Origin of the sequence: Streptomyces sp. NPDC006552, assembly GCF_040611655.1 — a bacterium.
Lineage (GTDB): Bacteria > Actinomycetota > Actinomycetes > Streptomycetales > Streptomycetaceae > Streptomyces.
The window spans coordinates 24,795-38,218 of the sequence record NZ_JBEXOS010000044.1 but is presented as its reverse complement, the minus strand read 5'-3'; the positions used below and the strand labels follow the sequence as shown (position 1 = coordinate 38,218).

Below are 13,424 nucleotides of genomic sequence, written 5' to 3'. Positions count from 1 at the left end.
CCCTTCCCGCCTCGTCGCGCCGCTTACGAACCCTGCGGCTGGCCCGCGTCCGGCTTGGACAGCCGCGGCCCCGTGGGCAGGAACGTGGACCAGGTCAGCGGGATCGGCCGCGGCGTCACCTGGTCGTAGCCGAGGAGCTTCTGCGTGGTCTGCGTCTCCTTCTCCAGCTCCTTGCGCTCCTTGTCGGACATGCCGACGCTCTTGTCGCTGGAGGTGCTGTCGCCGTTGGACTGCAGCGCGTAGCGCAGTCCGGTGTCGGTGACGAGGAAGATCTGGCCCACCTTGGTCGCCGTGCCCTGGATCTGCCGGAAGACCTGGCCCGAGCCGGGCGTGACGTACGCGCTGGAGGAGCCGGTCGGCAGGGCCTGGGGGAAGTCGGTGCCGACCCAGGTGGAGAGCGTCGTGCCGTCGGCGCCGCCGACCTCGCGCAGGACGTTGCAGGCGGTGTTGCGGCCGCTGGTGGCGCTCGTGCCGTCGTTGACGGTCTCGGGCTGAAGCGTGGGCCAGCCGGCGCTCTCGCCGTCGAACGCCACCGCGTTGGCGACCGAGGCGGGGCTGACCTGCGAGGCCTGGCCGCTGGGGTTCACGTCGACGAGTCGCTTGCTGTTGAGCAGGAGCCGCGAGGTGAACTCGGAGATGCGCGCGACCTTGTTCTGCAGCACCACGTAGTACTGCGTCTTCGTGCCGTCGAGCGACTTGAGGACCGTACCGACCTTGTCGTACTTGGCGTTGCCGCTGCCCACCACTGCGTTGGCGGCCTGGCCGGGGGTGCCGGGGACGACGGGCATGGTGATGGGGGCGCCCGGGTGGAGCGTCTTCAGCCACTCGGAGGAGACGCGCTGCGGCGGGCGCTGCTGGGTGTCGAGCGCGGTGAGCACTTCCGTCTGCGCCGGATCGGCGATCTCGTGGGCGGTGCCCTTGGCGTCGACCACGTACTGCTTCTTGGTGACCGAGTCGGCCACGTACATCAGCTGGCCGCCCTTGAGCTGGTTGCGGCCCTCGGTCTTCTTCCAGTCCTTCCGGGCGAAGACGAACGCGGCCTTCTGTATGGCGCGGCCGCCGTCGCTGGGGCGCTCGCACACCATCCAGCGCTTCGCGGCCTCCGCCTCCTTGGCGTCCGGGAGGCGGTCGGGGGCGTAGGGGATGCCGAGGGTGGCGCCGTGCGGGAGGTCGCCGTTGTCGAGGACGCCCTCGTCGACGGTGACGACCTTGTCCGTGCGGTCCTTGAGGAGGAGCTTGGCGGAGGCCATGTTCAGGACCGGGTGGAGCTGCTTCTGCTTGCCCGTCTTCAGGACCACGTACCGGGTGGTCGAGTCGCTGGCGACGATGACGTTCGTCGCCGTCGCGTCCCAGCCCTTCGGCGCCGTGGGCTTGAACAGGCCGATGCCGCCGAAGACCATCAGGATCACCACGCCCATGATCGTGCCGGGCAGCACCGCCCGCAGCGGCCTGGGCGCCCCCTCCTCCGACCCCGACGGTGAGGGCTGCACGAAGGACGCCAGGGTGCGGCGCTTCGCGAAGGTGTAGGCGTTGAGTTCGTCCCGCCGTGATGCCATCTGTGTCCGCTCTCTCCCCGTGCGGAGCCGTGGGGGCGCGATCATCCCCCGACTTCGGTCGACCGGTGTCGACTGTGCGTGCCTCGGGCCGCCGAGCGGCTGTCGTGCGGCTGCCGCGGCTGTCAGACCCGGCCCCTACTATGCCTGTTACGACGTACTGCGTGTGGCACGGGTAGGGTGCTCAGGCCTTCCAAGGGGCCCGTGGGTCCTGTACGGGGAGCCTGTGCGCATGGGATTTCGGGAGAGTTCGGGGGGTTTGGAGTGATGGCTTCCGCAACGCGGGCTCGATCGCGGTCGCAATCGAGGTCACGATCGGGTGACCGTTCTGGGCAGGGTTCACCGCAGGGCTCCCCCTCTCCTTCACAGATGTCTCACATGCCCGCGCAGCGCGCGGGTGGCCCGCACACCGGCGCCGGCTCTCCCGCGCCGTACCGCGGCGCCGTGACCCCGCACCTGAAGTCCCGTTCGGGCCGCGGCGGTTCGTTCCGCGCCCAGCGGCTGGTGATGATCGAGCTGGCCGCCGCCCTCGTGGTCTGCGGCTGGGTGGCCGGCATGGTCGCCATGGTGGTGACCTGCGTGGTCGCCGCCCTCCTCCTGCTGCTCGCTCTCGTCCGCCGCCGCGGGCGCTCCCTGCCGGAGTGGCTGGGCACGGTGCTGGCGATGCGGGCCCGGCGGCGCGGCGCGGCGAGCAGCCCGGTGCCGCCGGGGACCGAGCCGGGGCTCGCGCCCGCCGTCGAGTGCGACCCGAGCCTGCGCACGTACAGCCACAACCGCGGGGACGACCGCGACCAGCGGCCCGTCGGCATGGTCGGGGACGGCGGCTTCCTCACCGCCGTGCTCCAGGTCGAGTCGGACGCCACCGCGCTGCGCGCCGAGCGCAGCCGCCGTCCGCTGCCGATCGCCCTGGTGCGCGACGCCCTCGACGTGGACGGCATCCGGCTGGAGTCGGCGCAGGTCGTGCTGCACACCCAGCCCGCGCCCGCGCTGCACCTGCCGCAGCAGTCGGTGGCCGTGAGCAACTACGCGCCGTTGCAGGCGCAGACCGGTTCGCCCGCGGTGCGCATCACCTGGATCGCGCTGAAGCTCGACCCCGAGCTGTGCCCGGAGGCGGTGGCCGCGCGCGGGGGCGGTGTGGTCGGGGCGCAGAAGTGCCTGGCGCGCGTCGCCGAGCACCTGTCGAGCCGGCTGAGCGGCGCCGGGTTCCGGGCGAGTGTGCTCACCGAGGAAGAGCTGATCTCCGCGGTCGCCACCTCCGCGTGCGCCAACCCGATGGTGACCGCGCAGGCCGGCCGGAGCGAGGCCCCGCAGCGGCGCACCGAGGAGTCCGGGCGCAGCTGGCGGTGCGACAACCGCCGGCACACCACGTACTGGGTGCGGCGCTGGCCCCAACTGGGCGCCGGGGGCGCGACGTTGCCGCAGCTCGTCGCCCAGCTGACGACGGTCCCGGCGCTCGCCACGACCTTCAGCCTGACGCTGTCCAAGGGCGACCAGCAGGACGTCACCCTCGCCGGGCACCTGCGGATCACCGGCCGCAGCGACAGCGAGCTGACCACCGCCCGGCGGGATCTGGAGCGGGCCGCGCGCCAGGCGCGCACCGGACTGGTCCGGCTGGACCGTGAGCAACTGCCCGGCGTCCTCGCCACTCTGCCGCTCGGAGGTGCCCGCTGATGGCCCTGACCAGCCACCGGATTCCCGACCTCGGCGAGCGGCTGCGGACCGGCTTCGGTCTGCTCGGCCCGCGCCACCAGCGGCACGCCCTCACCCCCGAGCAGCTCGACACGCTGGCGCTGCCCATCGGGGACGACGGCGTCGTCGTCGGGGTGGACGCCGAGGGGCAGCCCGCGGTGATGGGCATCAACCGCCCGACGCCGTACGACATCGTGCTCATCGGCGGTCTGTGGACGGCGCAGGTGCTGGCGCTGCGGGCCGCCGCGACGGGCGCGCGGGTGGCCGTGGAGACGGGCCGCGCGCAGCAGTGGGCGCAGCTCGTGCAGGCGGTCGGCGGCGGGCAGTCGGGCATGACCGTGCACGACGTGGGGCGTGTGCCGCCGCAGGGCGCCTCGGCGGGCGGGCCCGTGCTCGTCATCCGGGACTGCGGGATGCGGCCCCCGCGCGGGCGGGTGGCCTCAGCGCCCTGGCAGTCGGTGCTGACGCTGCTGCCGTACCTGAGCCCGGTCGCGCCGCGCCTGATGCGGCAGGCCCGGCTCGTGGGCGTGCAGCGGGTCTCCCCGGACGAGGCGACCGAGATCGGCCGCGTCATAGGGCTGCCGCGCGGGGAGTACGAGTCGCTGCCGACGCTCGCCGACGGTGTGACGCTGTGGTGCACCGACCGGGACCGGCAGTACGTGATGACGCAGGCGACGGACGCCGAGACCGGATTGTTGGGAACCGCACGCCGCATGGACTGAACGGACCGAGGCGTCCGTTCCTCGTCCCGGCGAGGCCGGGGCGGGGACGCGGGAGCGCCGAACTACCGCCATTTTCCGGGCGATCCGGACATGTCGCGCCACCGGACCGTGCTCGTTCGTCACGTTTTGGTGTCCGTCCACGGCGGGCGCGGGAGCCTCCGGGCCCCGCGTGACGCGGCGGACATCCGTGACCGGGCGGACGGGCCTGCCGTGCACGTGGCTTTCGTGATTAGGCTGGGGCAGGACGTGTTGTGAGCGCTCGTGTACGGGTGCCGCAGCTGTCAGGGGGCCAGGGGTCAGCCCGGCGGATCGACAGGAACGGTCGGCCCCCAGCACGGCACGAGGGTGCTCGACCACACCAGGAGGCATTGTGAACAGCGATCGGGACGGTATCCGCGGGGGCTGGGATTCGCCCGTCGATGATCAGTCCGACGCGGAGTCCAGTGCCGAGATGACGGGCGAGTTCACCATCGACTACGCCCCTCCGGCCTGGTACACGCAGAACGCGTCGGCGGCCGCCGCGCCCGAGCCGCCCGCGCCCCCGGTGCCGCCGGCTCCGGCGCCCGCCCCGGCCCCGCCCGCCGTGGCCCCCGTCGCCCCCGCGCCGGACTCCGGTGCCGGAAGCGGAGACCTGGAGAGCGGCGCGACCATGAAGTTCTCCGCGTCCGCGCTGAAGCGGGAGTTCGCGGAGCTGGCCGCTCGCGAGGCTGAGCAGAACGCCGCCGACGCGCCGGACCGGGCGCCGGGCCAGGAGAGCGCGGAACCGGCCGGGCCCGGCTCCGCCGCCGACACCGCCGGGGCCGACCGGTCACCCCGCTCCTGGGTGGACACGCACGGCACCGACGGCACACCCGAGACCCCGGGCACGCCGAGCGCCGCCGGTACGCAGGCCGCCCCTGACGCCCCCGGCGCTCCCGACCGGGCCGACGCCGCCTCCACCGAGCCCCCCGTCGGCGCGGACGCCGCGCAGCCCGCCTCGGACACGGCAACGGGCACGGATGTCCCCGCCGTCCCGGACGCCGGGCAAGAAGCGGCCGCCGAAACCGCCCCCGACGCCACCCCGGACAGCGGCGACCGGCCCGCGGTCCCGTCCTCGGCCCCCGAGGCCGCGCCCGCAGCTCCCGGCGACGTACCGGACGCCCCAGACGCTCCGATCGGTTCGGACGCGCCGCTCACCCCGAACGCCCCCACCGCACCGCCCGCGGCCGCCGCGGCCTGGACTCCCCCGCCCGCTCCGGACGGTGGTGTCCCGCCCCTGCCGCCGGCGTTCCAGCCGGCCGCGCCGCCCGCGGCGCCGCAGTGGACCGACCCGGCCGCAGCGGCCCAACAGCCGCCCGCCGCCTGGCCGGGGCAGCCCGCCGCCGCGGCGCCCGGCCCGGCCGCGCCGCCGCAGCCCGCACCACAGGACAGCTACGGCTTCCCCCCGGCCCAGCCCCAGCCGCACGCCCAGGGCCAGCCCCAGCCGCCCCTCCAGGGCCAGCCCGGCCAAACCCCTACCCCGCAGCCCGGCTACGGCTTCCCGCAGCCCCACGCCCAGCCGCAGCCCCCCGCCCAGGGCCACCCCGACCAGCCCCCCGCCCCGCAGCCCGGCTACGGCTTCCCCCAGCCCCCGGCCCAGAGCCAGCCCCAACCCCAGCCCGGCTACGGCTTCCCCCATCAGCCACCCCAGCCCCAGCCCGGCTACGGCTTCCCCCATCAGCCACCCCAGCCCCAGCCCCAGCCCCCGGCCCAAGGTCAGGGCCAGCCCCCGCAGACCCCCCAGCCGCACCCCCCGGCCGGCTACGGCTTCCCGCAGCAGCCCGGGCCCGCCGCCCAGCCGACCGCCCCCCACGCACCCGCACCCGCGCCGCAGCCCCCGTACGGTGCGCCGCAGCCGCCTGCCGTCGCGGACCCGCGTACCGGCACCGCGTGGCCGCAGCCGGTCCAGCACGACCAGCGCCAGCCCACGAACGTCGGCGGCGCCCCGCTCGGCTACACCGCGGCGGTGGAGCTCTCCGCCGACCGGCTGCTCAACAACAAGCGGCAGAAGGCGAAGAGCACCCGCCCCGGCGGCGGCAACGCGCGCTTCAAGCTCGGCGGCAAGAAGGAAGAGGCCGAGCGGCAGCGCAAGCTGGAGCTGATCCGCACGCCGGTCCTGTCCTGCTACCGGATCGCCGTGATCAGCCTCAAGGGCGGCGTCGGCAAGACGACCACGACGACGGCGCTCGGCTCCACCCTCGCCACCGAGCGGCAGGACAAGATCCTCGCGATCGACGCCAACCCGGACGCGGGCACACTCGGCCGCCGGGTGCGCCGGGAGACGGGCGCGACCATCCGCGACCTGGTCCAGTCGATCCCGCACCTGCAGTCGTACATGGACATCCGGCGGTTCACCTCGCAGGCGCCGTCCGGCCTGGAGATCATCGCGAACGACGTGGACCCGGCGGTCTCGACGACGTTCAACGACGAGGACTACCGCAGCGCCATCGACGTGCTCGGCAAGCAGTACCCGATCATCCTGACCGACTCCGGCACCGGTCTGCTCTATTCCGCGATGCGCGGGGTCCTGGACCTGGCCCACCAGCTGATCATCATCTCGACCCCGTCGGTGGACGGTGCGAGCAGCGCCAGTACGACGCTGGACTGGCTCTCCGCGCACGGGTACGCCGATCTCGTCTCGCGCTCCATCACGGTCATCTCCGGAGTCCGCGAGACCGGAAAGATGATCAAGGTGGAGGACATCGTCAGCCACTTCGAGACGCGCTGCCGCGGGGTCGTCGTGGTCCCGTTCGACGAGCATCTGGCGGCCGGAGCCGAGGTCGACCTCGACATGATGCGGCCCAAGGTGCGGGAGGCGTACTTCAACCTCTCCGCGATGGTCGCCGAGGACTTCTCCCGGGCCCAGCAGCAGCAGGGCCTGTGGACCTCGGACGGCAACCCGCCGCCCACGATGGCCCCGCCGATGCCGGGCGGCCAGCAGCCGTACCCGGGACAGCAGCCCTACCCTGGGCAGCAGCAGCCCTACCCGGGGCAGCAGCCGCCCGCGCCCTACCCGCCGCAGGGCGCACCCCAGGGCCCGCCGCCCGCGCAGCCCCAGCAGCCGGGTCCCCAGCCCGGCTGGCAGGTGCCGCCGCCCCCGCCGCAGGGGCACCAGCAGTCCGGGCAGCAGCCGCAGCCCGGTCCGCCGCCGGGGTGGCAGCAGCAGCCCCCGCAGCAGTAGGAGCAACGCGCCGAAAGGCCCGCACCATTGGACGGTGCGGGCCTTTCGCGTGTACTGGTCACTACTGTCGCGTCAGGGGCGCCACTCCCTGGCCTGCAAAGCGTCACAGGTCTCGACCAATGTGCGTGAAATACCGGTCAACTCGTTATTTCCGCAGGCCACATGGGGTTCGCCTGCCGTTGACGTGCGTCAACTGCCGCTGGTAAACCAACACTTCATTCCACCTGAACAGTTCAAGTCCAGCCATGCTGTGCGAGCGATGCGTGAGGTCACCGACCGATGGATACAACGGCCCAGCAAGATCAGCACCACAGAACGGCACGCGCCGGGCGGCGCGGCGCCCGGCTCTTCCTCGCGGCCGGTGCCGCCGCCTTCACCCTGACGGCGGGTCTCGCCACACCGCTCAACCCCGCTCCCCAGCAGGCCGAGGCCAAGGCCGACGGCGGTAAGAGGACCCTCACGGTGGCGCTCGCGCAGAGCGTCGACTCGCTGAGCCCGTTCCTGGCACAGCGGCTGGTCAGCACCAGCATCCACCGCCTGATGTACGAGTACCTGACCAACTACGACCCCAAGGACAACCACGTCGTCCCGGGCTTCGCCACCAAGTGGGAACCCTCCGCCGACAAGTTGACGTGGACGTACACCATCCGGTCGAACTCGACGTGGTCCGACGGCCAGAAGGCGACGGCCAAGGACGCGGCGTTCACCTTCAACAAGATGATGACCGACGACGGGGCGGCGACCGCCAACGGCTCGTTCGTCGGCAACTTCAAGAAGGTCACCGCGCCCAGCGACACCCGGCTCGTCATCGAGCTGAAGAAGCCGCAGGCGACCATGACGGCGCTCGACATCCCGATCGTCCCGGAGCACGTCTGGAAGGACGTCAAGGACTACGCGAAGTTCAACAACGACCAGAAGTTCCCGGTCGTCGGCAACGGCCCGTTCGTCCTGACCGACTACAAGACCGACCAGTACGTGAAGCTGAAGGTCAACAAGGACTTCTGGCGCAAGTCGAAGACGCCGCAGTTCGACGAGATCGTCTTCAAGACGTACAAGGACCAGGACGCCGCGGTCGCCGCGCTGCGCAAGGGCGAGGTCTCCTTCGTCGCCGGCTCGCCCGCCCTGACGCCCGCCCAGGCCGCGTCCCTCAAGGGCGAGAAGAACATCAAGGTGAACGAGGGTCCGGGCCGGCGCTTCTACGCGATCGCGGTGAACCCGGGCTGGCGGACCAAGGACGGCAAGAAGTTCGGCGACGGCAACAAGGCGCTGCTGGACCAGAAGGTGCGCCAGGCGCTCTTCCGCGCCGTCGACACCAAGGCCATCGTCGACCGGGTCTTCCAGGGCCACGCCGTGCAGGGCGCGGGGTACATCCCGCCGCGCTTCTCGGACTACTTCTGGCAGCCCTCGGACTCCCAGAAGCTGACCTACGACGCGACGGCCGCGGGCAAGTTGCTCGACGAGGCGGGCTACCCGCTCAAGAACGGCAAGCGCGTCGGCAAGGACGGCAAGCCGCTCGACCTCCGGATGCTGTGCCACGCCACCGACCCGAACGACAAGGCGGTCGGCAAGTACCTCAAGGAGTGGTGGGGCAAGATCGGCGTCGGCCTCAAGCTCAACTGCGTCGACGACGTCTCGGTGCCCTGGTACGCGGGTGAGTACGACCTCGCCTTCGACGGCTGGTCGGTCAACCCGGACCCGGACTTCGTCCTCGGCATCCACACCTGCGCCGCCCTGCCGGCCAAGGCCCGCGAGACCGCGGCGACCGACAACGGCATCTGCGACAAGACCTACGACGACCTGTACGACAAGCAGCTGGCCGAGTACGACCCGGCGAAGCGGGCGGGATACGTCAAGCAGATGGAGTCGTGGCTGTACGACTCCGGGTACATGAACGTCATGGCGTACCCGAACGCGGTCGAGGCGTACCGCACGGACCAGATCAAGTCCATCGAGACGATGCCCACGGCGGCCGGCAACATCTACGGGCAGGACGGCTACTGGAGCTGGTGGTCGGCGCAGCCCGCGTCCGCGTCCAGTGGTGACTCGGACTCCTCCGGTTCCTCCACCGGCATCGTGATCGGGATCGTGATCGCCGCGCTCGTCGTCATCGGCGGCGGCGTCTTCTTCGCCATGCGGCGCCGGACCACGGCGGACGACCGCGAGTAGCCCGCCCGCCGCGCACCGGTCACACCCGCACGAGTAACGAGAGTTCGCATGAACCATGACAGCTGACAGCACTCCCGCGCTCGTGCAGCCCGCGGACGCGCCCGACGGCGACCCGGCCATCCCGGCCGGGGCGTCGCCGGGCGCCCGCGGCCCACGGGCCCGTACCACCACGGCGTACCTGCGGTACGCGGCGGCGAAGATCGCGGGCGCGGTCGTCTCGCTCTTCGCCGTCCTCGTCACGAGTTTCTTCCTCTTCCGCCTCATCCCGAGCGACCCGGTCAAGCAGATGACCGGCGGCAAGCGGGTCTCCGCGCAGCAACTGGAGAACCTGCGCCACCAGTTCGGCCTCGACCAGCCGATGTGGAAGCAGTTCACGTCCTACATCGGGGACGCGCTCACCGGTGACTTCGGCACCTCCTACCAGTTCCACACCCCGGTCATCGACAAGATCACCGACGCGCTCCCGGCGACGCTGCTGCTGACCGGCACGGCGTACGTCCTGTACTCGGCGCTCGGCATCTGGCTGGGCACGCGCACCGCGTGGCGCAACGGTTCGCGCAGCGACCGCTTCAACACGGCGTTCGCGCTCACGCTCTACTCGGTCCCGTCGTTCTGGCTCGGCCTGCTGCTGATCATCGTCTTCGCGGTGGGCATCGGTCCGATCCCGGGGATGTTCCCGACCGGCGGTCTCGAATCGGGCGGCGAGAGCGGCTTCGCGTACATCGTCGACGTCGCACACCATCTGGTCCTGCCCGTCATCACGCTCGTCGCGGTCGGGTACGCGCAGACGCTGCTCGTCATGCGCTCCTCGCTCCTCGACGAGATGGGCAGCGACTATCTGACGACCGCGCGCGCCAAGGGGCTGCGCGACGACGTGGTGCGCCGCAAGCACGCGGTGCCGAACGCGATGCTGCCCACGTTCACGCTGATGTTCGTCAACCTCGGGCACGTCGTCGCCGGGCAGATCCTCGTCGAGACGGTCTTCTCCTGGCCGGGTCTCGGCGGGCTGTTCTACTCGGCCCTGTCGGTGCCTGATCTCCCGCTCGTCCAGGGCCTGTTCTTCGTCTTCGCCACCGCGGTGATCCTCGCGAACACCCTCGCCGACATCCTCTATCCGCTGCTCGACCCGAGGGTGGGCCGATGACGACCGAGACAGCGCCCGTCACGAAGACGGGCGACCCGCGGGCGCTCGCCCGGGCCCGCAAGCGCCAGTCCCTGGCTCGCTTCTGGCGCGCGTACCGGGCGCACCGCGGCGGCCTGTGGGGGCTCGGCCTGCTCATCCTGATCGCGCTCGTCGCCGTCCTCGCCCCGGTCCTGGCCGGCGCGGACGCGCAGAGCGTCACGGACGCGCCGGGTGGCCCGCTGGAGGGCCCGAGCGGTGCGTTCCCGCTCGGCACCGACCAGTTCGGCCGCAGCGTGCTGGCGCTCCTGGTGTACGGGGCCCGCGTCTCGCTGACCGTGGGGCTGCTCGCGGCGTTCCTGTGCGTGGCGATCGGCACCGTCATCGGGATCGTCGCCGGCCACTTCCGCGGCTGGTACGCGACCGTGCTGATGCGGATCACGGACTGGTTCCTGGTGATGCCGACGCTGGTCCTGGCCATCGCGCTGGCCACGGTGATGGACCGCTCCATGTGGACGGTGATCATCGCGATCGGCGTGACGACCTGGCCGACGACGGCCCGGCTGGTGCGCGCCCAGACCCTGGCGGTGGAGTCGCGCCCGTACATCGAGCGCTCCCGGGCGCTGGGCGGCGGTCACGGCCACATCATGACCCGGCACGTGCTGCCGAACGTGATGCCGCTGGTCCTCGCCCAGACCACCATGATCATCTCGTCCGCGATCCTGACCGAGGCGACCCTCGCCTTCCTCGGCCTGTCCGACCCGACGATCACCTCGTGGGGCGGCATGCTCCAGGACGCGCGCGAGGCGGGCGCGGTCAGCGCGGGCGACTGGTGGTACCTGGCACCGCCCGGCATCGCCATCGCCGTCGTGGCGCTCGCCTTCACGCTCTGCGGACGAGCCATCGAGTCCGTCCTGAACCCGAAACTGGGGGCCCGGTCATGACGCTGCTCCAGGTGAACGACCTGACGGTGACGTACCCCGGCGGGGTGCGGGCCGTGCGCGGGGTGGACCTGTCCGTCGCGGCGGGCAGCAAGCTCGGCATCGCGGGCGAGTCGGGGTGCGGCAAATCGACGCTGGCGCTGGCCCTGCTCCGGCTGCTGCCGGCCGGGGCGAAGGTCACCGGCGAGATCCTGCTCAACGGCGAGGACGTCCTGACGATGAAGTGGGGCCGGGTCCGCGCGGTGCGCTGGGCCGGTGCCTCCATCGTCTTCCAGGGCGCCATGCACTCGCTCAACGCGGTGCACCGCATCGGCGACCAGATCGCCGAGCCGATCCTGCTGCACAAGAAGGCGACGCGGGCCGGCGCGGAGAAGAGGGTCGCCGAACTGCTGGAGCACGTCGGTCTTCCGGCGGCGCGCGCGGCGGCGTACCCGCACGAACTCTCCGGCGGCCAGCGCCAGCGCGTGATGATCGCGATGGCGCTCGCCTGCGAGCCCGAGCTGATCATCGCGGACGAGCCGACGACGGCCCTGGACGTGATGATCCAGGCGCAGATCCTGCGCCTTATCGAGCAGCTGGTGGCGGAGCAGGAGGTCGGGCTCATCATGATCAGCCACGACCTGGCCGTCCTCTCCGACACGTGTGACCGGCTCGCGGTGATGTACGCGGGCCGCGTCGTCGAGGAGGGGCCCGCCCTCCAGGTCTACGACAACGCGCTGCACCCGTACGGCAACGCCCTCTCCGCCGCGTTCCCCACCATCGGCGACCCGGCGTCCAGGTTCGCGCCGCGCGGCCTTCCCGGCGATCCGCCGGACCCCGCGGCGCTGCCGTCGGGCTGCACCTTCCACCCGCGCTGCCCGGTGGCGCTGGAGGTGTGCGCGGTCGAGGACCAGCCGCTGCGGGAGGCCGGGGGCGGACGCCGGGCGGCCTGTGTACACGTAGCGAACGGGGCCGGGGCGCCGGACGTCGAGGCAAGGAGCACCACGGCATGACACAGACCCTGTTGTCCGCGGACCAGTTGAAGGTGGCGTTCCCCGGGCGGCGCGGCGCGCCGCGGGCGCGGGCCGTGGACGGTGTGGACCTGGACATCGCGCCGGGCGAGATCGTGGCGCTGGTCGGCGAGTCCGGCTGCGGCAAGACGAGTCTGGCGCGCACGCTGCTCGGCCTGGAGCGACCGACGGCGGGGCGGGTCACGTTCGCCGGTGCGCCGCTGGACTACGGCGCCCGCGCCCTGAAGGCGTACCGCAAGCGGGTGCAGCTGGTACTCCAGGACCCGAGCGGTTCGCTCAACCCGCGGCACACCGTCTACGACGCGGTGGCGGAGGGCCTGCGCATCCACGGGTACGCGGGCGACGAGCGCGAGGCGGTGGCGGGCGCCCTGTCCCGGGCGGGGCTGCGGCCTCCCGAGCGGTTCTTCCTGCGCTATCCGCACGAGCTGTCCGGCGGGCAGCGCCAGCGGGTCGTCATCGCGGGCGCCCTGGTCCTGGAGCCCGAACTCATCGTGGCGGACGAGCCGGTCGCGTCCCTGGACGCGTCGGTACGCGGCGAGATCCTGGCGCTGCTGCTGCGGCTCCGTGACGAGCTGGGTCTGTCGGCGCTGGTGGTCACGCACGACCTGGGTCTCGCGTGGAACATCGCGGACCGGGTGGCCGTGATGTATCTGGGCCGGATCGTGGAGACGGGGGCGGTGGAGCAGGTGCTGACCTCGCCTCAGCACCCCTATACGCAGGCGCTGTTGTCGGTGCTGCCGGAGGCGCCGGGTGAGCCGGTGGTGCTCACCGGCGAGCCGCCGGATCCGTCCCGGATTCCTGGCGGCTGCCGCTTCCACGCGCGGTGTCAGGTGCTGGCCTCCGGGGAGGCCGAGCGGGTGGGTGTCTCCGACGCGTGCCGCTCTGTGGATCTGCCCGTGCTTTCGGGCGGGGGCGAGGCGCAGGTGGCTTGTCACTGGGCTCGGGCGCGGGTGGGTTCTGGGGCGCCCTAGGGGTTGCCGCGGAAGGTGGACGGGTCGGGTGCCCGGCCGGTGGGGGCTTCTCG

Annotated in this window: 9 protein-coding genes; 8 read left to right on the top strand and 1 reads right to left on the bottom strand. The window is 72.3% G+C overall.

Annotated features, from left to right (window positions below; all coding sequences use genetic code 11):
* Positions 1–23: 23 nt before the first annotated feature.
* The gene (gene eccB / locus ABZY33_RS23850; RefSeq protein ID WP_356493669.1) at positions 24–1,556 is read right to left on the bottom strand and encodes a type VII secretion protein EccB; all 1,533 of its coding nucleotides are present in this window, start codon (positions 1,554–1,556) and stop codon (positions 24–26) included.
* Positions 1,557–1,931: 375 nt separating this feature from the next.
* Here eccB and eccE point away from each other — a divergent pair, with 375 nt between their 5' ends.
* The 8 genes from eccE to ABZY33_RS23810 all read left to right on the top strand — a co-directional run bounded on the left by eccE (position 1,932) and on the right by ABZY33_RS23810 (position 13,371).
* Entirely contained in the window at positions 1,932–3,224 is a 1,293-nt protein-coding gene (gene eccE, locus ABZY33_RS23845; RefSeq protein WP_356493694.1) for a type VII secretion protein EccE, read from the top strand.
* On the top strand, positions 3,224–3,964 hold the full coding sequence (locus ABZY33_RS23840; RefSeq protein ID WP_356493668.1) for a hypothetical protein: 741 nt from the start codon (positions 3,224–3,226) through the stop codon (positions 3,962–3,964). The genes eccE and ABZY33_RS23840 overlap by 1 nt, the downstream gene beginning before the upstream one ends.
* Before the next feature lie 370 nt (positions 3,965–4,334).
* Complete coding sequence (locus tag ABZY33_RS23835) at positions 4,335–7,163, top strand: SCO5717 family growth-regulating ATPase (RefSeq protein ID WP_356493667.1); 2,829 nt, start codon at positions 4,335–4,337, stop codon at positions 7,161–7,163.
* 279 nt (positions 7,164–7,442) lie between these two features.
* Positions 7,443–9,329 (top strand): ABC transporter substrate-binding protein, encoded by a 1,887-nt coding sequence (locus ABZY33_RS23830; protein WP_356493666.1) that lies wholly within the window; start codon positions 7,443–7,445, stop codon positions 9,327–9,329.
* A gap of 55 nt (positions 9,330–9,384) precedes the next feature.
* Positions 9,385–10,473, top strand: coding sequence for an ABC transporter permease (locus ABZY33_RS23825; RefSeq protein ID WP_356493665.1), 1,089 nt, complete (start codon positions 9,385–9,387; stop codon positions 10,471–10,473).
* Complete coding sequence (locus tag ABZY33_RS23820) at positions 10,470–11,393, top strand: ABC transporter permease (protein ID WP_356493664.1); 924 nt, start codon at positions 10,470–10,472, stop codon at positions 11,391–11,393. Before ABZY33_RS23825 ends, ABZY33_RS23820 begins: the two co-directional genes overlap by 4 nt.
* The gene (locus ABZY33_RS23815) at positions 11,390–12,382 is read left to right on the top strand and encodes an ABC transporter ATP-binding protein (RefSeq protein WP_356493663.1); all 993 of its coding nucleotides are present in this window, start codon (positions 11,390–11,392) and stop codon (positions 12,380–12,382) included. Before ABZY33_RS23820 ends, ABZY33_RS23815 begins: the two co-directional genes overlap by 4 nt.
* The gene (locus ABZY33_RS23810) at positions 12,379–13,371 is read left to right on the top strand and encodes an ABC transporter ATP-binding protein (protein WP_356493662.1); all 993 of its coding nucleotides are present in this window, start codon (positions 12,379–12,381) and stop codon (positions 13,369–13,371) included. Before ABZY33_RS23815 ends, ABZY33_RS23810 begins: the two co-directional genes overlap by 4 nt.
* Positions 13,372–13,424: the final 53 nt, after the last annotated feature.